Source organism: Catellatospora chokoriensis, from assembly GCF_011297315.1.
Classification (GTDB): domain Bacteria; phylum Actinomycetota; class Actinomycetes; order Mycobacteriales; family Micromonosporaceae; genus Catellatospora; species Catellatospora citrea.
This window is the reverse complement of sequence record NZ_JAAOTI010000003.1, coordinates 358,114-378,924: the sequence shown is the minus strand read 5'-3', so window position 1 is coordinate 378,924 and position 20,811 is coordinate 358,114. Positions and strand designations below refer to the sequence as shown.

Annotated in this window: 21 protein-coding genes; 14 read left to right on the top strand and 7 right to left on the bottom strand. The window is 71.9% G+C overall.

Annotated features, from left to right (window positions below; all coding sequences use genetic code 11):
• The first annotated feature begins 150 nt into the window (after window positions 1-150).
• The 4 genes from HAV39_RS06695 (at window position 151) to HAV39_RS06680 (ending at window position 3,239) form a co-directional block, all read left to right on the top strand.
• Window positions 151-1,269, top strand: a complete 1,119-nt coding sequence (locus HAV39_RS06695) for a sensor histidine kinase (protein WP_239120824.1) — start codon at window positions 151-153, stop codon at window positions 1,267-1,269.
• Window positions 1,266-1,934 carry a response regulator gene (locus HAV39_RS06690; RefSeq protein WP_191838294.1) on the top strand — a complete coding sequence of 223 codons (669 nt, stop codon included), beginning with the start codon at window positions 1,266-1,268 and terminating at the stop codon, window positions 1,932-1,934. Before HAV39_RS06695 ends, HAV39_RS06690 begins: the two co-directional genes overlap by 4 nt.
• A gap of 70 nt (window positions 1,935-2,004) precedes the next feature.
• Complete coding sequence (locus tag HAV39_RS06685; RefSeq protein WP_203736533.1) at window positions 2,005-2,682, top strand: DUF2306 domain-containing protein; 678 nt, start codon at window positions 2,005-2,007, stop codon at window positions 2,680-2,682.
• Complete coding sequence (locus HAV39_RS06680; RefSeq protein WP_191838292.1) at window positions 2,679-3,239, top strand: GNAT family N-acetyltransferase; 561 nt, start codon at window positions 2,679-2,681, stop codon at window positions 3,237-3,239. The genes HAV39_RS06685 and HAV39_RS06680 overlap by 4 nt, the downstream gene beginning before the upstream one ends.
• A 70-nt stretch (window positions 3,240-3,309) precedes the next feature.
• Here HAV39_RS06680 and secA2 read toward each other — a convergent pair whose 3' ends face one another.
• Window positions 3,310-5,769, bottom strand: a complete 2,460-nt coding sequence (secA2, locus tag HAV39_RS06675) for an accessory Sec system translocase SecA2 (RefSeq protein WP_191838291.1) — start codon at window positions 5,767-5,769, stop codon at window positions 3,310-3,312.
• 97 nt (window positions 5,770-5,866) lie between these two features.
• On the opposite strand from secA2, the gene HAV39_RS06670 reads away from it, so the two are divergent.
• Together HAV39_RS06670 and HAV39_RS06665 are read left to right on the top strand one after the other, a co-directional pair.
• Window positions 5,867-6,595: a hypothetical protein gene (locus HAV39_RS06670; protein ID WP_191838290.1), complete on the top strand. Its 729-nt coding sequence runs from the start codon at window positions 5,867-5,869 to the stop codon at window positions 6,593-6,595.
• Between the two features lie 144 nt (window positions 6,596-6,739).
• The gene (locus HAV39_RS06665) at window positions 6,740-7,288 is read left to right on the top strand and encodes a M15 family metallopeptidase (RefSeq protein WP_191838289.1); all 549 of its coding nucleotides are present in this window, start codon (window positions 6,740-6,742) and stop codon (window positions 7,286-7,288) included.
• 12 nt (window positions 7,289-7,300) lie between these two features.
• On the opposite strand, the gene HAV39_RS06660 is transcribed toward HAV39_RS06665, so the two are convergent.
• Both HAV39_RS06660 and HAV39_RS06655 read right to left on the bottom strand, forming a co-directional pair.
• Window positions 7,301-8,032 carry a hypothetical protein gene (locus tag HAV39_RS06660; RefSeq protein ID WP_203736531.1) on the bottom strand — a complete coding sequence of 244 codons (732 nt, stop codon included), beginning with the start codon at window positions 8,030-8,032 and terminating at the stop codon, window positions 7,301-7,303.
• Window positions 8,033-8,045: 13 nt separating this feature from the next.
• The gene (locus HAV39_RS06655; RefSeq protein ID WP_191838288.1) at window positions 8,046-8,990 is read right to left on the bottom strand and encodes an acyltransferase domain-containing protein; all 945 of its coding nucleotides are present in this window, start codon (window positions 8,988-8,990) and stop codon (window positions 8,046-8,048) included.
• Between the two features lie 148 nt (window positions 8,991-9,138).
• Here HAV39_RS06655 and HAV39_RS06650 point away from each other — a divergent pair, with 148 nt between their 5' ends.
• On the top strand, window positions 9,139-9,582 hold the full coding sequence (locus tag HAV39_RS06650) for a SitI3 family protein (protein ID WP_191838287.1): 444 nt from the start codon (window positions 9,139-9,141) through the stop codon (window positions 9,580-9,582).
• 721 nt (window positions 9,583-10,303) lie between these two features.
• Here HAV39_RS06650 and HAV39_RS43205 read toward each other — a convergent pair.
• Window positions 10,304-12,109, bottom strand: coding sequence for a serine/threonine protein kinase (locus HAV39_RS43205; RefSeq protein ID WP_275413956.1), 1,806 nt, complete (start codon window positions 12,107-12,109; stop codon window positions 10,304-10,306).
• 315 nt (window positions 12,110-12,424) lie between these two features.
• On the opposite strand from HAV39_RS43205, the gene HAV39_RS06640 reads away from it, so the two are divergent.
• Window positions 12,425-13,171 carry a YqeB family protein gene (locus HAV39_RS06640; RefSeq protein WP_191838285.1) on the top strand — a complete coding sequence of 249 codons (747 nt, stop codon included), beginning with the start codon at window positions 12,425-12,427 and terminating at the stop codon, window positions 13,169-13,171.
• Between the two features lie 61 nt (window positions 13,172-13,232).
• Here HAV39_RS06640 and HAV39_RS06635 read toward each other — a convergent pair whose 3' ends face one another.
• Complete coding sequence (locus HAV39_RS06635) at window positions 13,233-14,327, bottom strand: DUF1996 domain-containing protein (RefSeq protein ID WP_191838284.1); 1,095 nt, start codon at window positions 14,325-14,327, stop codon at window positions 13,233-13,235.
• A gap of 31 nt (window positions 14,328-14,358) precedes the next feature.
• The gene (locus HAV39_RS06630) at window positions 14,359-14,964 is read right to left on the bottom strand and encodes a hypothetical protein (protein ID WP_191838283.1); all 606 of its coding nucleotides are present in this window, start codon (window positions 14,962-14,964) and stop codon (window positions 14,359-14,361) included.
• A gap of 174 nt (window positions 14,965-15,138) precedes the next feature.
• Between HAV39_RS06630 and HAV39_RS06625 the strand changes: the two genes are divergently transcribed.
• The 3 genes from HAV39_RS06625 to HAV39_RS06615 all read left to right on the top strand — a co-directional run bounded on the left by HAV39_RS06625 (window position 15,139) and on the right by HAV39_RS06615 (window position 17,626).
• Complete coding sequence (locus HAV39_RS06625) at window positions 15,139-16,302, top strand: DUF1996 domain-containing protein (RefSeq protein ID WP_191838282.1); 1,164 nt, start codon at window positions 15,139-15,141, stop codon at window positions 16,300-16,302.
• Window positions 16,303-16,405: 103 nt separating this feature from the next.
• Entirely contained in the window at window positions 16,406-16,558 is a 153-nt protein-coding gene (locus tag HAV39_RS06620; RefSeq protein ID WP_191838281.1) for a hypothetical protein, read from the top strand.
• A gap of 27 nt (window positions 16,559-16,585) precedes the next feature.
• On the top strand, window positions 16,586-17,626 hold the full coding sequence (locus HAV39_RS06615; RefSeq protein WP_203736529.1) for a magnesium transporter CorA family protein: 1,041 nt from the start codon (window positions 16,586-16,588) through the stop codon (window positions 17,624-17,626).
• Between the two features lie 6 nt (window positions 17,627-17,632).
• Here the strand turns inward: HAV39_RS06615 and HAV39_RS06610 are convergent, their stop codons facing one another.
• Window positions 17,633-18,217 (bottom strand): NADPH-dependent FMN reductase, encoded by a 585-nt coding sequence (locus tag HAV39_RS06610; RefSeq protein WP_191838280.1) that lies wholly within the window; start codon window positions 18,215-18,217, stop codon window positions 17,633-17,635.
• Between the two features lie 102 nt (window positions 18,218-18,319).
• On the opposite strand from HAV39_RS06610, the gene HAV39_RS06605 reads away from it, so the two are divergent.
• From HAV39_RS06605 to HAV39_RS06595, 3 genes are all read left to right on the top strand, one after another.
• Window positions 18,320-18,928, top strand: coding sequence for a VOC family protein (locus tag HAV39_RS06605; RefSeq protein WP_191838279.1), 609 nt, complete (start codon window positions 18,320-18,322; stop codon window positions 18,926-18,928).
• A 122-nt stretch (window positions 18,929-19,050) separates the two neighbouring features.
• Entirely contained in the window at window positions 19,051-19,791 is a 741-nt protein-coding gene (locus tag HAV39_RS06600; protein WP_191838278.1) for a class I SAM-dependent methyltransferase, read from the top strand.
• Window positions 19,792-19,857: 66 nt separating this feature from the next.
• A complete protein-coding gene (locus HAV39_RS06595) occupies window positions 19,858-20,805 on the top strand; it encodes an MASE1 domain-containing protein (RefSeq protein WP_191838277.1) in 948 nt (315 codons plus the stop codon).
• The last annotated feature ends 6 nt before the right edge of the window (window positions 20,806-20,811 follow it).

The window sequence follows — 20,811 nt, the reverse complement described above, 5'->3', positions numbered from 1 at the left end:
GGGTTCACGTGCTGCTCACCTGCGATCAAGTTGCCCGAGAGGCGTCGCCTAGAGCAGCGTGAGCGTGCCCCGGCGAGCGCTACGGCGGCCGACTCGGGGACGGTACTTTGGGTTGATCTGCCGAGTCGCGCGGGCTCGTACCATCGGGTCGTGCGTGGACCGTCCTTCTGGCGTGAGCCGCCTCCGGCGCCGATCCCGCGCCGGGGCCGGCGTGACTACCTGCTCGTCGGCGCGGTCCTCGCGCTGACCGTGGTGGAGGGCCTGATCCGCCCCGCGCTGCCGGCGGCTTCGCTGCTGCTCAGTGCCGGTTTCGCGGCGACCCTGCGGTGGCGGCGCGAGCGCCCGCTGCTGATGGTGGCGCTGTCCTTCGGGACCGGCGCGCTGATCCCGCTGCTCACCCAGGACACGGTGCCCGACACCTACACGATGGTCTACCTGCTGCTGCTGCCGTACGCGCTGACGCGGTGGGGTTCGGGCCGCGAGATCACGATCGCCGCAGCCGTGATGCTCGGGTGCATGGCGCTGTCGGCGCTGACCGGCACCACCGGCGCCGCGGACTCGGTGGGGGCCGTCGCGGTGGTGTCGGCGGTCGCCGCGACCGGCCTGGCGCGGCGCTACCGCGTGCGAGCCCGAACGCGAGAGCTGGAGCAGGTGCGCCTGATGGAACGCGAGCGGCTGGCCCGGGACCTGCACGACACCGTCGCCCACCACGTGTCGGCGATCGCCGTCCGGGCCCAGGCCGGCCTGGCGGCGGCACCGGCCAGGCCGGAGGCGGCGACGGAGGCGCTGCGGGTGATCGAGGCCGAAGCGTCGCGGGCGCTGGCCGAGATGCGGGCCATGGTGCGGGTGCTGCGGCAGGACGAACCCGCCGCGTACGCCCCGAGCCCGACCGTCGCCGACCTGCGCGGGCTGGCCCGCCCCACGGGCCCGGGCCTGCCGGTCGACGTGCACGTCGACGGAGACCTGGCATCGCTGCCCGCGCCGCTGGTCGGCGCGCTGTTCCGGATGGCACAGGAGTCGGTGACCAACGCGCTGCGGCACGCGCGGCAGGCGACACGAGTGGAGGTGCGGGTCAGTGTGGGTGACGACGTGGTGCGGCTGCGGGTCGACGACGACGGCACGCCGGCGAAGGACACGGGCGGGGGGTTCGGGTTGACCGGGATGGGTGAGCGCGCACGGCTACTGGACGGGGTGTTCCGGGCCGGTCCCGCCCCGGCCGGCGGCTGGAGCGTGGCGGTGGAGCTGCCGCTTGCCGGGCCGGCCCGGTGAGCATCCGAGTGCTGGTCGCCGACGACCAGGAGATCGTGCGCACCGGGCTCGCGATGATCCTCGACGCGCAGCCCGACCTGGAGGTGGTCGCCACCGCCGCCGACGGCCTGGAGGCGGTGCGGCTGGCCGAACGGCTGCGACCCGACGTGTGCCTGCTCGACGTGCGGATGCCGGTGCTGGACGGGATCGCCGCGACCCGGCGGCTGGCCGGCCCGGGCGTCGACCGGCCGCTCGCCGTCGTCGTCATCACCACGTTCGACCTGGACGAGTACGTCTACGGTGCGCTGCGCGCCGGCGCCCGCGGGTTCCTGCTCAAGGATGCCGGTCCGGCGCTGCTCAGCCAGGCGATCCACGCCGCCGCCAAGGGGGACGCGTTGATCGCGCCCAGCGTCACGACGCGGCTGCTGCACGCCTTCGCCCGGCAGGATCAGCAGGTGACACCCCGACAGCCGGTCGAGCCGCTGACCGAGCGGGAGGAGCAGGTGCTGGGCGCGCTGGCCGCGGGGCGCACCAACACCGAGATCGCCGCCGACCTGTTCATCAGCCTGAGCACGGTGAAGACCCACGTGGGCAGCCTGATGGCGAAGCTGGGGGTCCGCAACCGGGTCGAGGCCGCGATCTGGGCATACGAAACAGGCCGGGCAGGTCGTAGTACCAAAGGATGAGCCGGTGGTGCCGCTGCGAGCCTGAAGACCGATGAACGCCGCCGGGCTCGGTCGCACCATCAATCACGTGATGAATCGTTCTCGCCTCGTCCCGTACGGACTGATCGCATTGAGTTTCGTGCCGGTCGTGGCCGGCGCCTTCCGGGTGACCGAACTGGCCTCCGGTGCACCGGTCGACGACGCCAACGCCAGGTTCTTCGCGCAGCCGCTGCCGGTGGTGCTGCACATCATCGGCGCCACCGTGTACTGCCTGCTGGGCGCGTTTCAGTTCGATGCCGTGCTGCGCCGGCGGCGGCCGCGCCGGCATCGCCTTGCGGGCCGGGTGCTGATCCCGTGCGGGCTGGCCGTCGCGCTGACCGGGATCTGGATGGCGGTCTTCTACGACCTGCCGCCCGTCGACGGCCTCGGGGTGATGGTGCTGCGGCTGGTGTTCGGCGGCACGATGGCACTGGCCATCGTGTGGGGCTTCGCCTGTGTACGACGGCGGGACTTCACCGCGCACCGGGCCTGGATGATGCGCGCCTACGCGATCGGGCTGGGCGCGGGCACCCAGGCTTTCACCCACCTGCCCTGGCTCGTGTCCGGGAACGTGCCCGACGAGCGGGGCCGCTTCGTCGCGATGGCCGCGGGATGGCTCATCAACCTGGCGGTGGCCGAATGGTTCATCCGCCGCTCGCGCCGGCGACCGGCACCGGCCCTGGTGACGGCTCGCCCGCCGGCGCCCGCCTCCTCTACGCTGCCGGGATGATCACCAGCGCGGTGCTTCCCGGCGGTGTCCGACTGCGTCCACTCGACAGCGGCGACGCATCCGCGTTACTGGACGCGTACGTGCGCAATCGCGAGCACTTCCGTCCCTTCGATCCGGAACGACCCGAGTCCTTCTGGACCCTCGACGGCCAGCGCACCCGGCTGGACTCGCTGTTGCGGCAGCAGGAGGAGGGCACGCTGCTGGCCTATGCGATGCAGCGGGACGACCTGGTGGTGGGCGGCGCTTCGCTCAACACGATCGCGTTCGGCCCGCTGTGCAGCGCCAATCTGGGCTACTGGGTCGATGTCGCCGAGGCCGGGCGGGGACTCGCCAGTGCCGCGGTCGACGTGCTCTGCGGCATCGCCGACCGGGACCTGGGCCTGCACCGGGTCCAGGCCACCACGAGCCGGGCGAACGTCGCCTCGCAGCGGGTGCTGACGAAGAACGGGTTCGAGCAGTACGGGACGGCCCGCGACTACATCTACATCAACGGCGAATGGCAGGACAGCTTCCTCTTCGAGCGCATCCTCAACAGCCGACCGCCGACCTCGCCGTGAGCGGGTGACGGTCACCCGGCCGGATCGCGTCGCCACCGAGCGGCGGCGCGATCCGGCCGGGACGGACCTGTCAGCGGCCCAGGAGTGCCTTGGCCATGCCGGAGATCAGCCGTTCGATCTCCGAGCCGAACGGGTTGTCGTGCACCATGTAGGTCCACGTGGCGCTCGGACGTTCGAGACCCGCCTCGGCGGGCGTCCAGTCGGGGCTCTCGATCCGCGCCGCCATGAACGTCTCCGCCGTGTCGGCGTCGATGCCGGTCAGCAGCCGGCTGAACGCGGGCACCGCCACCCGGTGGAACTCGTCCAGCGGGTCCTGCCGGCCCAGCGCGCGCAGGTGCACGCCGTCGCGCACGTCGGCCAGCATGCCGAGGTGGTCGGCCCAGCCGCGGTCCAGGTGGTACAGCGCGATCTGCCGCGCGACCTCCTCGGCCGCCTGCTCGCCGATGGCGGCCACGACCTCGGCGTACCGCTCCGCGACCGCGACCATGTCCAGCTCGCCGTCGGCCAGGTCGTCGGTGTCGACTTCCCACAGCCCGGCCGCGACCACGTCGGGGTCGGCCGGGAACCGCGTGCTGCCCTCGCGCAGCAGTTCCGCGGCGGCGTCGGTGGTCAGCAGTGCCTTGCGGCGCTGTGCGAGCACCTGGCGCTGCTTCTCGACCAGCACGCCGTAGCGCCACGTGTTGCGGTGGATCTCGAAGTCGACCCCCTCGGCGACGCGCTGGGCGTGCCCCACCGCCCAGTGCACGGCCGGGCCGGTCACCCGCCCGTCGCCGGCGGTCGTGCCGCCGATCCCGTCGCCGTGCCGCACGATCAGCTCGTCCTCGCGGCTGACGAAGAACATCGAGCCGCCCGGGTCGCCCTGCCGTCCCGCCCGGCCGCGCAACTGGTCGTCGACCCGGCGGCTGTTGTGGCGGCCCGCCCCGAGGACGTAGAGGCCGCCGAGCTCGGCCACCGCCGCCCGGTCCTGCCCGTCGCTGCCGCCCAGCCGGATGTCGGTGCCCCGGCCGGCCATCTGCGTGGACACCGTGACCGCGCCGCGCCCGCCCGCCTCGGCGATGACCGCGGCCTCGTGCGCGTCGTTCTTGGCGTTGAGCACCGTGCATGCGATGCCGTGGGCCTGCAGGGCCGTGGCGAGCCGCTCCGACTCGGCCACGTCCAGCGTGCCGACCAGCACCGGCCGGCCCGTCTCGTGCGCCGCGGCCACCTCGGCCATCAGCGCCTCTTCCTTCTCCTCGATCGTCGCGTAGACCCGGTCCGGTTCGTCGACCCGGATGTTGGCCGTGTTCGGCGGGATGACCGCGACTTCGAGCCGGTAGAACTCGCGCAGCTCGTCGCCGATGGTGGAGGCGGTGCCGGTCATCCCGGCGACCGTGGGGTAGAGCGCGATGAAGCCCTGCACGGTGATCGTGGCCAGGATCTCGCCCTCGTCGGTCGCGGTGAGTCCCTCCTTGGCCTCGACCGCCGCCTGCAGCCCGTCGGGCCAGCGGCGGCGTCGGGCGACCCGGCCCCGGAACTCGTCGACCAGCGCGATCCGGCCGTCCTTGACGATGTAGTCCACGTCCACGGCCAGCAGCGCCCGCGCGTGCAGGGCCTGGTTGACGGCGGTGAGCTTGGGCAGGTTCTCCTGGGCGTAGAGGTGGATGCCGCCGGAGGCGCGCTCGACCAGCGCCACCCCGGTGTCGGTGAGCTGCACGTTGCGGCCGTCGTCGACGACCTCGTAGTCGCGGCCCGGCCGCATCGCCGCCACCAGCGTCGCCGCCGCCTTCGCGTCCGATGCGGCGTCGGTGAGGCTGCCGGCCACCACCAGCGGCACCCGGGCCTCGTCGATCAGGATCGAGTCCGCCTCGTCGACGATCACCGTGTAGAGGCCGGGCATGACCGCGTCCTCGGCGCGCAGCACCATCTGGTCGCGCAGGAAGTCGAAGCCCGCCTCGCTCACCGACACGTAGGTGACGTCGCAGCGGTACGCGGCGGCGCGCTCGTCGTGGGCGGCGCCCTCGCCGACGGCGCCGACGGTCAGACCGAGCAGCCGGTACGCGGGACCCATCCAGCGGGCGTCCCGGTCGGCGAGGTAGTCGTTGACGGTCAGCACCTGCACCCGGGAGCCGCGCGCGACGTAGCCGAAGGCGGCGATGACCGCGGCCAGCGTCTTGCCCTCACCGGTGGCCATCTCCACGACGTTGCCCTGCAGCATCGCCATCGCCCCGAGCAGCTGCACGTCGAACGCGCGCTCGCCGAGCGCGCGGCGGCCGGCCTCGCGGCCCAGCGCGCAGATCTCGGCCAGATCATGCTCGTCGATGGGCAGCGGCTCGGCCAGCGTGACGAACGGCTGCCCGTCCTCGGCCTCGCTGACGAGGTCGCGCAGCGCCACCGCACGCTCGGTGAATTGCGCGTCGGTCAACGCGGTGAGCTCGTCCTCCAGGTCCCGGATCTTCGGCAGCATCGCCTCATAACGGTCCAGACTGACCGTCGTTCCGGGGCGCTCCATGAACGTGCGCAGCTTCTGCTTCAACCGATCAGCCAAACCCATGCCGCAAAGGTACGTCCTCCGGCGCGACACGCCCGCCCCGGACGCGTCGTCCGTCGCGTCTAGGCTCGGCGGGCAGCGAGAGGCTCGGGAGGGATCGATGGCACCGGGATACCTGTGGGTCGACCACGCGGCCCCCGAACACGAGCGTGCCGCCGAGGTCGGCGGCCGGGTGCGGCTGCCCGCGCCGCGGCCGCCGTGGCTGGTGGTGTACGAGTCGCCGGACCGGATCGTGGTGAACCGGTGGCCGGGACGGCTGTTCTCGGTGCGGGCGCTGCCCCCGGCGACGGCGGCGGAGCGGGCGACCCTGGCCGAGGTCGGCGTCCGGATCCTGCCCGGCGCCGGCTACACCAACGCGATGGCCGTCGACGTCGTCGCGGAGCTGAGCCCGGCGCTGCCGTTCGGGAGACACGGCGCGGCGGTGACGCGGGTCCTCGATGCCGCGCGGGCCCTGGACGAGCCGACGGCGCACCGGCTCGCCCGGGCCAGGCACCGCGACGCGGAGGACGCCTGCCGAGCCGCATGGCAGCGCTGGCTCGCCGAACCTCGGCCGTCCGGCGTGGGGTCGCCGATCGGGTCCGGGTTCGGGCTACTGCACCGGCTGGCGAAGGACAGTGCCCACGCCCGTGGGGGACCGGGGGCCTGGACCGTCGACGGCGACGGCGAGGAGGACGCCACCGAGCCGTGGGCGTCGGCCCACAGCGCGCTGCGCGAGGCGGCGCTGGCCTGCGGCGCCCCGGACCTGCTGGACAGTGCGGCGGGCGCGCTCCTGTCGACGGCCTGGAACACGGTCTACGGCCGCATGCCTGATGACCGATTCACACCTTAAAGGCGGCATGAACTGTCCGTGCGTGCTTATCGACGATGTTAAGAGCATGTGTGGTGATCGGTTCACGTTGCCATAACACGCAGCGTGTTGAAGTGATCTTCCGTAAGTCACCGGACCCCTACTTCGGTGCCAGAAGGAGTTCACATGTCGTGCCCACCCCCGCGCCGCTCGCTGGGCCTGAAGGCCGGCGTCGGCATCGCCGCCGCGCTGCTGATCGCGGTCCCCACATACGCCGAGATCGCCTCGGCTGACAGCGGCGTCACCTCGGCCGACGGCGCGCTGGACGAGCCGGTGTCGCCGTTCGCCGACGGCCACCCCGCCGTCGACAACCTCCGCCCCGAGCTGCGTACCGCCATTCGGCAGGCTGCCGCCGACGCCCGCCGCGACGGCGTCGAGGTGCTGATCAACTCAGGCTGGCGCAGTCGCCGCCACCAGCAGCACCTGCTCGACGAGGCCGTGGCGACCGACGGGCTGGAGAAGGCGAGGAGGCGCGTCAACACACCCGACCGGTCCACCCACGTGACGGGTGACGCGATCGACGCCGGACCACCCGAGGCCGACCGCTGGCTGCAGCGAAACGGCGCCGCCTACGGCCTCTGCCAGGTGTACGCCAACGAGATCTGGCACTTCGAGCTGACGACCGAGGCCGGCCGCCCCTGCCCGCCCCAGCTGCCCGACGCGTCCGCGGGCTGACCCGCCGGTCCGTCAGCGCGTCCCCGCCTGCGCGAGAATGCCGTACCACCAGGTCTCGCGCTCGTCGCCCAGCATGTCGAGCTGCTCGTCGGTGGGGCGGTAGCCGTCCGGCAGCTCCGCCGACGCGGCACCGCAGCGCTGCACGATCTCCCGCAGCCGGGTGACGCCGGGATCGGCGCGCAGGTCCTCGACATCCAGCAGCGCGCCGTCGACGAGCGGTCCGGGGCCGAGGGCGTACCACGCCGCGACGAGCCCCGGGTCGCCGTGTTGTTCGGCCGCCTCGGCGACCGCCGTGACGACGTCGAGCAGCGCGACGTGGGCGGGCGCGACCGCGTCCCGGCCGTGCAGCCGTCCCGCGTCGACCAGCCGGCGCCACAGGGCCGTGCCCGCCTCGCAGTACAGCCACGGCGGGTCGACGTAACCGTCCTGCAGCCAGTCGTCGTAACCGGCGAAGTCGTCGGCGTCCTCGTCGAACTCGCGCAGCGCCTGGAACGCGGTCAGCCCGTCGAAGAACTCGCGGCGCTGCGCGTAGTCCGGGTGCTCGGGCAGCGGGAACCGGTAGGTGTGCCGTCGGCGCAGCAGGATCTCCAGCACCCGCCCGTGGGTGTACGAGCAGTCGAACCCGGCCTGGAACGCGTACAGCGCGGTGAACCAGTCCCGCAGCCGGTCGTCGTGCTCGGCGTGCCGGGCGTCGAGCACCACGACCGATGCGGACACCAGATCCTCGATGTCGTGCATCGACATGCCGACCTCCTGATCAGATCGGGAAGCTGCCGCGGCGCCAGCGCCAGTGGCGGCCTGCCCGCAGGTGGTCGGCGGCCGCGCGCTGGAGCACGGTGTCGCGCGGCAGCTGGTCGAGCGGCGTGGTCAGGGACCGGAACACGAACCGCAGCACCTCCACGTCGGCGTCCAGCCCCTCCGGCTCCTCGTAGGGCTCCAGCTCGAACCTCTGCTGGAACCGGATGATGTTGGAGTCCTCGGGCAGGTAGTCCAGCAACTGCGGGTCGAGCAGCCACGAGCCGCAGGTGAACGCCGTGTAGTGCTGGTCGGGAAAGTGACGCGGGAAGAACGCGCGGGCCTCGTCGAGCGACGCCGAGACCGCCTGCGGGGTCAGTGGCCCCGACTCGGCGATGTGCAGGCCGATGGTGGTGTCGCCAGGGTGGTACTGCAGCCGGCCGAGCTCGTAGATGCTGCCGCGCGCGTGCAGCGACAGCCAGCTCTGCATGACCGGCCAGCCCTCACGGTGCATCCGCCGGTCGATCGCGAGGTTGCGGCCCAGGTCCGCGAGAGACGCCCACGTGACGGCCTCGGCGATGCCATGGTCGCGGTGGTAGCCCAGGACGACGTCGACCAGCGCCAGGTACGCGTACACATAGAGATGCCGCCAGGCGAGGCCCCGGTCGCGCGGCAGCTCCGGACCGGGCGGCAGCCAGTCGTGGCCGCCGAGATCGGCGCGGACCAGGGCGATCGAGCGGTCGAGCAGCCAGCGCAGCTCAGGAGTCCACAGTGGCGAGTCGGGGTCGGGCCAGCCCGCCATGATCTCGGCGGCGTCGTCCGGCCGCACCGCGAGCCGATCGAGGATCTCGGGCGCATCGGTCTTGGCGGGCAGCGGGGCCGACGGCAGGTCGCCGGCGAGCCGGTGCACGCGTTCGACCTCCGTGACGGGCACCCCGAGCAGGGCGGCGGTGCGGTCCAGATCCACGCGGACGACCCTACCGGACAGCGGGCGGACCCCTCCAGGTCGAACCCGGAGCTCGACCGCCGAGATCTGCGAGGCGGCCCGTGCCGGGGACAGCCGGCCGAACCGCGGTGGGACAGACTCTGCACGTGACGACTCCGGGAGGTTCGCCATGGGTATCGACTACAGGCTGACGCTCGCGGGTGACCTGCCCGTCGAGCAGGTCGCGCAGCGGGCGCTGCCGGACCCGGCCGAACGCCCGGCCGGCACGCCGCCGCTGCTCGGCGTCGACCTGGATGCCGGACGCGGGTTCGCGGTGAGCGTCCGCGCCGGCCGCGACGGCTACGTCGAGGTCACGGCCGACCACGGTGAGTGGCTGTGGAAGCCGAAGCAGTACGTCTCGCTGGCCTTCCATATGGACAAGCAGGCCGACCCGGTCTGGGCGGTCGGCGGGATGCTCACGATCGTGCACCGGGTGCTGCACACCGGCCCCGAGGACGCGACGCTGGTCGTGAACGGCGACTGGCTGCTACTGCACCGCGCTGGCGGCACGCTCGTCCGGCACCGGGCGTCGTGGTGGGACAACTACGGCGTCGGCGACATGTTCACCGGGTGAGGCGGTCACGACCTGAGGAACTTCTCGAGCACCGCGGCGAGGGCCAGGGGAGTCTCCTCCATCGCCGTCGGGGCGCTGAACTTCGACCGCCGGTTCGACGCGGGCAGCGACAACGACTGGCTGCTGAACTATCGCGGCACGGTGTGGTTCTGCGCTACCGCGGTCGTCGTCGCCGTGCTGCTGACGCGGGCGTTGCTCGACAGCCCGGTGTCGGCGGCCGTCGTGGCGGCGGCGCTGGGCGTAGGCACCGCCGTGCCCTATCTCATGGCACAGGCCGGCCGGGCACAGCACCTCTACCTGGTCGACTCCGCGTCGGCTTCGATCGCCGCGGCGGCGGTCGTGGGTGTGGCGATCGGCGTGGTCGGCAGCCTTGTCGTCAGCAGGCTCGCCGCAGCTGCCCGGGTGCCGGCATCGGGTGCCGTCGCGGGCGCGGCGCTGGTCTGCCTGTTCGTCCGCCGGGAGCCGACAGCGACGCTGGTCGTCGCGGGACTGCTGACGGTGAGCACGGTCGCGGCGGCGATCCTGGCGGCTGCCGTCGTCGGCCCGACCCCGTCCGGAGACCACCGCGACGGGGGACTCTCCGTGCTCGGTCCGCTGCTGCTGGGCGGCCTCCTCGCGTACGGCCTGCTCACGGTGGTGGCCCGCTACCGGGGACGAAGCCGGCAGACCGAGGCGTCCGTGGCAGCCGGTTCGCCGGAGCGAGCCGGCGGGAGTCCGCGGCTCAGGGCGGGCTCCAGCGCTGGTTCGCCTGGTAGTTCGGGTTGCAGGTCCAGATCTGCAGCGGGGTGCCGTCGGCGCTGGACTGGTCCCTGGCGTCCAGGCACGTGCCGGAGCCAGGATTGACCAGGTGGCGGGTCGCGCTGTCGTACACCCAGCGCTGGTTCGCCTGGCCGGAGCCGCAGGTCCAGAGTTGCACCGCCGCGCCGTCGTAGTCGCCGTCGTCCTGCACGTCGAGGCACTTCCCGAGCGCCCGCACGGTGCCGTCGGCCTTCATCGTCCAGGTCTGGGCGGCGGAGCCGTTGCAGGTGAAGATCACGATCGGCGTGCCGTCGGCGCGGCGCGCACCGGAGACGTCGACGCACTTGCCGCCGATGCCGGTGATCTCACCGACGTGGCTCACCACTGGAGGTGGGGCCGGCGGGCTGGTGTTCGTGGTGGGCGAAGGGCTCGGTAGCGGCGAGCGCGAGGGCGCGCCCGAGGGCTGCCCCGACGTGCCGGGTGTCGTGGTCGCGGCTGGTGACGGGGACGTGGACGGGGCCGGGCGGGCCTTCGGCGAGGACTGCTGGGAACCGGCCGGCGGGGCGGCGGCCGGTGAGAAGCCGGTGGCGTCGGCGAACCGGGTGTCCGGCCGGTCGGGGCTGCGCCAGGTCATCGCGCCGACGCCCACGCCGAGCAGCAGGATCAGCGCGGCGGCCGCAGGCAGTGCCACTCGCGGCAGACGGCGACGGGCGGGCCCGGTGCCGTTGCCGGCCGGCATCGGCGTGACCTCGCCGGTGCTGTCTGCGGTGGGCGGTTCGCCGGCAAGGGAAGGGCGCGGTGCGGGTGGTGGGGTGGGCGCGGCCCACGACGGCACGTCGGGCACGGCGGCTTCGGAGTTGACGCGGTCGGGCGTGCGGGAGTCCGGCGGTGTGGGCGGGGGCGCCGGGTTCGCGTCGGTCGTTTCACCGCTGCGGGGCTGTGCGGCAGGTGGGGAGTCGTGGCGGATCTCGTCGAGCGCGGTGCGCAGCAGCGCCTCGGCCTGCTCGGCGTCGATGCGCCGGTCGGGATCCTTCTGCAGCAGGCCTTCCAGCACTGGTGCCAGGGCTCCGGCTCGCGCGGGGCGCGGCGGTTGTTCGGTCACCAGTGCGGCGATCGTCGCCGCGGGCGACGGCCGGTCGAAGACCAGCCTTCCTTCGACGGCGGTGAACAGGGTCGCGCCCAACGCCCACAGGTCGGCGGCGGGTCCGCCGCGGTCGCCGCCGACGCGCTCGGGGGCGAGATAGGCGGGCGATCCCACGACCATGCCGGTGCGGGTCACGCTGGAGTCCGCCGACTGGTGCGTGGCCAGGCCGAAGTCGGTCAGCAGCACCCGTCCGTCGTCGGCCAGCAGCACGTTGGCGGGCTTGACGTCGCGGTGCAGGATGCCCGCCCGGTGTGCCGCGCTGAGCGCGCCGAGCAGGGCGAGTCCGATGTCGGCGGCCCGCTGGACGGAGATCGGCCCGTCGGCCGCGAGCACCTGGTGCAGTGATCTCGCGCGGACCAGTTCCATCACGATCCACGGCTCGCCCTGGTGCGGGATCACGTCGTACACCTGGATCACGTTGGGGTGGCTCAGTTGCGCCACGGCCCGGGCTTCGCGCAGGCTGCGATCGCGGGTGGCCTTGCGCTCCTCCTCGGTCAGGTGGGCCGGCGCGAGCAGTTCCTTGATCGCCACGAACCGCTGGAGGTACTCGTCCCGGGCCCGCCAGACGCGGCCCTGCCCGCCCTGGCCGATGACGTCGAGAAGCTGATATCGATAGGCCAGTAACTTCTTGGATGAGTCGTGCACTGCGGAAGGATACACGCGGTGAGAAATGCGTCCGCTGTCCCTATAGGGGCTGTCCGGTGCGCGGATTAACGGCGGGTAAATGGTTTCCGCATGGTTGCTACCTGCTACAACGAGCTTCATGAATAGCCTGATCGGCGCCGGCGGGCGAATATCAATGCATCATGATCGGGTGACGTGCGTCGCATTGGCAAGCGCCTTGTCCGACAGATCTGAAAGCCATTCGCATTAACTGCGGTGCCGACCGGGGCCCCGGCGCGGAGGTGGCAGACGGGTCCGCGACAATGCTGGCTTTGATGACCTTCAGGGAGTTGGCGTATGGGTCCGAACAAGACCGAAGCGGGTAAGCCGTCACGGCTCAGGGTGTCGACCAGGAGAGTCGCGGCCATGTGGGCCATGTGTGTCGTCATCGGAGCCGGGCTCGGCTGGGCGCTGCGCGCCGTGTCGGAATGGGCGGCGTCCGTCGACGGCATGCCGCTGCGTGACTGGATCTCGGTGCTCGCCAAGGTGCCCGACCCGTACGGGACAGTGCTCTGCCTGCTGCTCGGCGTGGGCTTCGGCGCGGAGGTGGCCCGGCGCACGCTGAAGGACTCGGTCGCGGTGTCCGTGCAGCAGGACCGGGTGATCTGGCGGGCCGGCCGGAAGACCCGGCGGATCGCCCGTGCCGAGATCTCGGCCGTCTACCTCGACGGCTTCGACGACCTGGTGTTCCTCGGCATCGACACCGGGGAGCTGGCCAGGGCGAACAACAACCTGAACGAGGACGCGGTCAAGGAGGCGTTCCTGCGCCACGGCTACCCGTTCTTCGACGCCGATCCGCACCTGGAGCAGTACCTGCGCTGGGTCGAGGACCTGCCCGAACTGTCCGCCACGGCCAACGCCCTGCTCAAGGCGCGCCAGAAGGCGCTGGCGGACAACGCCGCCGAGGACGCGGCCGAGCTGCGCGCCGACCTGGCCAAGCTCGGCGTGATCGTCCGGCAGAACGACGACCGCCAGTTCTACCGCCTCACCGGCAAGCCGGCCGCCGAGGTCACCGGTGCCCAGCCCGACAAGGCGCCCGTGTAGCCGGACGTTTCGTGCCCGGCCGCCGGCGAGGGCGGCCGGGCACGCGATTTCGCGAGGCGGATCAGAAACCGCCGGCGGCGTTGCACTTGACGCCCTGGTTGAGGCAGTTGCGGACCCGGGCGGCGAGTGCCTCCTCGTCCCAGCCGTTGAAGAAGTCGGCGTGCATGGAGAACGAGTTGCCCGACGACAGCGTGATGCCGTCGGTCTTCGCGCTGAGGTCCTGGTACGAGATGACGAACGACACCGACGGGATCGGGATCGGGTGGCTGCGCGGGCAGACCCCCGTGTGCAGCGCGCCGGACATGTGCGCCTTGTGGTCAGGGCTGTCCAGGTGCTTGCCGTCCCAGCAGTCCGGGAACGTGATCTGCCGGACGATGTGCGCGGTGGACGCGCAGACGGGGAAGACGCCGTCGGCGGACCGCCCCACCTCGCCGCCGATCCCGGCGCACCAGAACCGGTTGCCGTTCGGGTCCGACTTCTTCTTCGCGTCGCCTTCGATCATGCGCAGCCCGTACGGGAACGGCTGGGTCTTGGCAGGGTCCTTGAGCCGCGAACCGTAGTAGACGGTGATCTCGTCGGGGTCGATCACGCGGCCGTTCTGGTACAGCGTCGGGATCCAGTACCCGGACCTGTCCTGCTGCGGGTTGCAGCTGGTCGCGCCGGCGCGCAGCGAAACGGCGGTGGTGCGGCTGTCGGTGCTCTTGTTGCCCCAGAAGGTGTGGTTGTGCGACGCGCCGGGCAGGCCGGGGAACACGATCGGGTCGTCGTCGCCGTGGTGGCTGACGGTGCAGGTCGCGTGGAACTCGGGGACCTGCACCGGCTTGCCGGTCACCTTGCGCGGCGTGCGGGCGAAGAACGCCGCGGCACGGGCCTGCTGCTCGCCGGGGTCGACGGCGACCCAGCCCGGCTTGGCCGGGACCGGTGACGGTTTCGCCGCGGGGGAGGCCGCGGGCGGCGGCGCGGAGGGTGTCGCCGCCGCGGCCGACCCGGTGGCCGCCGCTTCGGGTGTGGACGCCTCACCGGCGTCGGTGACGATGAACGAGACCACCGCGATCGCCAGCACGACCGGTGCCGCGATCAGGACCGGGCCGAGGCGGCCGAGCCGGGCCGCCCAGCCGCGGTCACGGGGGGTCAGTGCCGAGTGTTCGGTGCGCAAGGCTTCTCCCGCGTCGTGTGGGCCACCGGGCTCATGCCGGATGGCTGCTGAGGAATCCGATCGTCATCGCGCCCCACCAGCCGCCCTGGGACACCAGGGCCGCCAGCACCGAGCGCAGCAGCAGCAACCGGGGAACGGGCCCGGTGAACGCGGCGATCCTGCGGTGCAGTGCGGTGGCCTGAACTCCGTTGAGCGCCACGAGCAGCACCAGCAGCAGTTTGATCTGGGTGAGTGTGGCGCCCAGGTCGGGCCGCAGCAGGCCGCCGCTGGCCGCCATGCCGGCCAGGCCCAGCCAGATCAGCAGGTGCACCTGGTCGGCGACAGCCAGGACCTGCCGCAGCTGGCAGCGCCGCAGCAGCCACTTCAGGGCGAACCAGTCGACGGCGACCACCGCGCCGAAGCCGACGACCAGGCACGCCAGGTGCACGAACAGCGCCACCCGGTGCAGCGCCGGGTTCGCCGGCACGAGGGTCGACTCCGCGAGCACCGCCAGCCACGTCACGATGATCACGACGGCGACCAGGCCCGGCGACGGCGCGGCCGAGCCGGTCAGCCTGGCTCGCAGGCCGGGCCGGTGGCGGCCGCGGACCGCCGGCTGCTCGCCGGTCGCCGGGTGGCTGGGCGTCAGGGCGTTCACGGAGGTCATCTTGCACTGCCGCCGCGCGGCCGGGAAGGGCGGGGAAGGGTCTGCCGAGAACACCCTGGCCGACCGTCCTTTGTGCTGCGCGGTGCAAGCACCGCAGCGCGAGCGGATAACATGCTGGCGGCCGTGCGAGTCCGGCCGTGTCGCCGCATCTTCCGGGAGTCAGCCGTGTCGTACCAGATGATCGACGGGTCCGGCACGGACCCGCAGCCGCGTCCCGGGTCGGCGGGCCGGCTGGCCCGCAACCGGCGCAACGTGCTCGTCATCGGGCTGGGCCTGGCCGTCGTGACGGCGGTGGCGGCAGGAGCGGTGTTCGCGGCCGGCGCACCGGAACCGTCGAACGCCGCGGGCGGCCCCGAACGCACCGCGCCGGCGGTCGCGCCGGCAGCATCGGCATCGGCGGCGGCGTCGCCGTCATCGAGTGCTGTGGCGGCGAAGGCGCCGAAGCCCGGCTGGGTGCCCGTCGACCAGGCCGCATGGCGGGCGCAGGTCGACGCGTACCAGGCCAGGAAGATCGATCCGGTCCCGGCCGGAGTGGGCAACCTGCCGGAGTTCCGCGCCGACTGCCAGTACAGCCACTCGCTGCCCGACGACCCGATCGTCGCCCCGGGACTGCCGGGCGCCTCGCACATGCACTCGTTCGTCGGCAACAAGGCCGTAGACGCGCAGACCAAGGCCGCGGACCTGATGAAGTTCACGGCCACCACCTGCAAGCCGGTCGAGGACCACTCGTCGTACTGGGTGCCGACGCTCTACGACAACGCGACCGGCAAGCCGGTCGAGACCACGGGCTTCCGGGTCTACTACCGCTCGCTGATGAGCACCTCGGCGAACCAGCTGCCGATGCCCAACGGCCTGCGCATGATCGTCGGCGACGCCAAGAAGAGCAAACCGACCCCGCGCGGTGCGGGCGGCCAGTTCTTCTGCGCCTACTACGGCCCCGGCGACGTCGACGGCGTGGCCCGCAGCGGCAACGGCAACTGGCCGATCTGCGACGGCAAGGCGACGCTGCACTACATCATGCAGTTCCCGGACTGCTGGGACGGCAAGAACCTGGACAGCCCCGACCACAAGGCGCACGTCTCGTTCGGCCGCGGCAACGCCTGCCCGCGCACCCATCCCGTGAAGATCCCGGCGATCACCTTCGACATCGCGTACGGATCCCAGGGCAGCGCGGCGGGTTTCTACCTCGCCTCCGACAAGGACGGCAAGAGCGCCTCGTCGATGCACGGCGACGCGTTCGTGATGTGGGACGTCGACGCCATGAACAAGCGCACCAAGAACTGCGTCCAGCAGCGCCGGACCTGCGACAACCTCGGCTACCAGAAGTGAGGCCGGCCGCGGGCGTCGGTTCGGCGTCAGGATCACGGCCGGGGCCGTAGCGAACGCATCAAGATCGTTGCGGTGCGCCCGCGCACGTAGCAGCGTGGTCGGCATGAGCACCCGCTACTCCGACTCCTACGTGTTCAGCCGGGCGATGGACGCCGACCCCCGACCCGCCGACCCGGTCGACACCCGCGTGACGCTGATCGTCCAGCTCTTCCTGCTCGCCCTCGCCGGGCTCATCATCGCCCTGGCCGTCATCTGACGGCCCGCGCCCGCCTACGCTGGAAGCGTGGGCGGGGACGGCGGGGTCGTCGAGGGCCGCGACGGCGATCGTGATCCACCGGAGTCGCTCCGGCGGGCCAGGACCCGGCTGTACCGCGACGGCGTGTGCGAGCTCGAAGACTTCCCGGTCGACGACGTCGCCGGGCATCTGGCCGACCCGGCGACGGTGATCTGGCTGGACCTGTACCGGCCGAGCGCCGGGGACATGGGCATGCTCGCCACCGATGTCGGCCTGCACGAGCTGGCGATCGGGGAGTGCCTGGACAAGGGGCAGCGCCCGAGCCTCAACCGCTACCCCGAGCACCTGTCCCTCGATGCGTACGGGGCCGCCCTCGACCCGGAGACCTCGGCGCTGATGCTGTTCGAGATCGCCGTCTTCTGCAACGACCGGGTGCTGATCACGGTCCGCAAGGACTGCGGCCTCGATCTGGAGCCGGTCGTCGCCGGTTGGGACGCCTCACCCGAGCAGACCCGCAACGGCGTCGCCTTCCTGCTCTACGGGCTGCTCGACCACATCGTCAACGGCCAGTTCCAGGCGGTCCGGCAGCTCGACGAGGCCGTCGACGACCTGGAGGAGCAGCTGTTCGACGCCCGCAGGTCCAACGCCCAGCCCGTGCAGCAGCGGCTGTTCCAGCTGCGCCGCGACCTGATCGCGTTGCGGCGGGTGGTGAAGCCGATGGAGGAGGTCGTGGAGTCACTGCTGAGCCAGGACGTGCTTGCCGTGGGCGGTGCCATGGCGCCGTACTACCAGAAGCTCTACGACCATGCGATGCGAGCGGCCGACTGGACCGACGCCCTGCACGACCTCGCTGCCACGACCGTGCAGACCAATCTGATCACCCAGGCGAACCGCCTTAACACGATCATGAAGAAGGTGACCAGCTGGGCGGCCATCATCGCGGTGCCGACGGCGATCACCGGCTTCTACGGGCAGAACCTGCCGTATCCCGGATACGGCAGCACCTCGGGCATGTTCGTGTCGACAGGCCTCATCGCGGTGCTGTCCGTCCTGCTTTACACCGTGTTCAAACGCAACGACTGGCTCTGAGGCACGTCACTGCGCGCCGTGGCCCTGGCGGGGCAGGACCGACAGGACGCGCACGATGTGGTCGCGGAACTCGTCCATGAAGTCCGCCAGGAACGTCCGCACGGCGTCGTCGACGACCTCGCCGTCGCCCGGGAAGAGCGTCTTGTTGAACTGGATGTACGCCTCGGGCGCGGTCATCTGCCGGGCGTTGCAGAAGCTGAGCACGCCCCGCAGCGCCTGCTGGGCCAGCGCGGTGCCGATCTGGCCGACGGAAGCCCCGATGACCGCCGCGGGGATGTGGTCGAAGGCGTTCTTGCCCCACGGCCGCGACGCCCAGTCGATGGCGTTCTTCAGCGCGCCCGGGATCGACCGGTTGTACTCGGGCGTGACGAACAGGATCGCCTGTGAGCGATGGATGGCGTCCTTGAGCGCGACCGCCTCGGGCGGGTAGTTCGCGTCGTGGTCCGGACTGTACAGCGGCAGGTTGCCGATCGGGATCTCGGTGAACTCCAGCTCCTCGGGCGCGAGCCGGATCAGCACCCGGGACAGTTCCCGGTTGACCGACGTCGACGACAAGCTCCCGATGAAGTATCCGACCTTGTAGGTGGTCATGGCACAGCCTCCTTGAGGTGGAATTGACACTATAAGGAATGGCGAAGGCGATTCATCGGTATCGTCGAGAACGAGAAATCGAACCGGTTTTGGGAGGAAGCGATGGGCACGACGCCTGGTGTCGCCGACATCGACATGAAGCTCGAAGTCGTGGTGATCCCGGTCTCGGACGTCGCCCGGGCCGAGGAGTTCTACGGCCGGCTGGGCTGGCGCTCGGATCAGACGCCACCCGGCTCGGGCGTCGTCCAGCTGACGCCGCACGGCTCGGCATGCTCGGTTCACTTCGGCACGAACCTCACCACCGCCGCGCCCGGCTCGGCCAGGTCGTTCCTGATCGTCTCCGACATCGAGCAGGTCCACGACGCGCTGGTCGCCGCCGGTGTCCAGGTCAGCGACGTCTTCCACCTCGGCCCGGACGGCCCGGTCAAGGGCCCGGACCCCGACCGGGGCACGTACCGGTCGCGGGCCGAATTCGCCGACCCCGACGGCAACACCTGGGTGCTGCAGGAGATCACCGATCGGCTGCCCGGCCGCGTCGACCCCGGCGCGACGGCGTTCAACTCAGCGACCGACCTGGCGACCGCGATGCGCCGGGCTTCGCTGGCCCACGGGGAGCACGAGAAGCGCATCGGTGCGGCCGACCCCGACTGGCCCGACTGGTACGCCGCGTACATGGTGGCCGAGGCGTCCGGCGCACCGCTACCGCAGTGAGACCCTGTTCGCGCCGGTCCGCGTGAGCGAACCCGTCCGACCCGCCGCGCTGAACAGAACACCGCCGTGGATCGGCGCCGGGCACTTCCGGCAGCCCCGGCGATGCTGGTAAACAGGCAGGCATGAAAGATCCATACCAGACGCTGGGCGCCGGCTACGCCGAGCGTCGACGCCCGGATCCACGCCTGGCCGCGATCATCGAAGGCGCGCTCGGCGAGGCCCGCACGGTCGTCAACGTCGGGGCGGGGGCAGGTTCCTACGAGCCGGCCGACCGGAGCGTGCTGGCCGTGGAGCCGTCCCCGGTGATGATCGCGCAACGGCCGCCGGGCAGCGCGCCCGTGGTGCGGGCCGTCGCCGAGCGGCTGCCCTTCGCCGACCAGAGCTTCGACGTCGGGCTGGCCGTGCTCACTGTGCACCACTGGACCGATCCCGCCCGCGGACTCGCCGAGCTGCGCCGCGTCGCGCGCCGCCAGGTGGTGCTGACCTGGGATCACGCGGTGATGTCCCGGTTCTGGCTGATCGCCGATTACCTGCCGGAGATCGCCGAGGCGGAGCGGGAGCTGCCCGACTGTGACGTCATCGCACGGCACCTGGCCCCGGCGCAGGTGATGGAGGTGCCGGTGCCGCACGACTGCAGCGACGGTTTCCTGGCCGCGTACTGGGACAGGCCCCACGCCTACCTCGACCCGGCGGTGCGGGCCTCGGTCTCCTCGCTGGCCAGGCTCGACCCGGCCCGGGTCGAGCAGGCGGTCCAGCGGCTGCGGGCCGACCTGGCCGGCGGCGGCTGGCAGGCGCGCCACGGCCGGCCGGGCGCGGGCGGCACGGCCGACGTGGGCTACCGGCTGCTGACATCGCCTCATTAGCCGGTCACCCGGGCCGTGGAGACTTTCCGCGCGCTTACAATCAGCCATGGGGATCCGATGACGGCGATGGCACGTGACCAGGGCAGACGCCGAGGTCTGCCGCGGAGCGTGGCGGCGGGTCTGCAGATCCTGGGCGTCGCGGCCGCCTACTACGTCGCCGCCCGGATCGGCCTGCTGCAGGAACTGGTCCGCGGACAGGTCACGCCGCTGTGGCCGCCGACCGGCGTCGCACTGGTCTGCCTGCTCCTGTGGGGCGGCCGGGTGTGGCCGGGCATCGCGCTGGGGGCGTTCCTCGTCAACGCGCCGATCGGCCCGTCGGCGGTCGCCATCGTCGCGATCGCGACGGGCAACACGCTGGCCCCGCTCTGCGCTTACTGGATGCTGCGCCGCGTGGGTTTCCGGGTCGAGCTGGACCGGCTGCGCGACGGGCTGGCGCTGGTGCTGCTCGGCGCCCTGGCGGGGATGCTGGTCAGCGCGACCGTCGGCAGTGCCGCGCTGTGGGCGGCCGGCGCGATCGAGCCGGGCGGCTTCTGGACGGTGTGGTCGGTGTGGTGGACCGGGGACGCGATGGGCGTGCTCGTCATCGCGCCGCTGCTGCTCGTCCTGCGTACGGCTCGGCGGCCACGCGCCGTCCCGGTGCGGCGCCACGTCGAGGCCGGAGCGCTGCTGATCAGCGCGCTGGCCGTGACGGTGACGGTCACCCGCATTCCGATCAACCTGCTGTTCCTGGTGTTCCCGTTCGTGATCTGGGCCGCGGTGCGCTTCCAGCTGGGCGGGGCCGCGTGGTGCGTGCTGGGCGTGACGGGGCTGGCGATTCACGCGGCGGCGGTCGGGGCGGGACCGTTCGCCGGTCAGGACCTGCTCGTCAAAATGATCACTTTGCAGGCGTTCAACGGCTCGGCGGCGTTGACCGGGCTGCTGCTCGCAGCGCTCACCACGGAACGCAATCAGGCCTTTCGGCTCCTGGAGCGGGCGACCCGGCAGCTGTCCGACGTGGCGACCGAACTCGATTGACCCGCC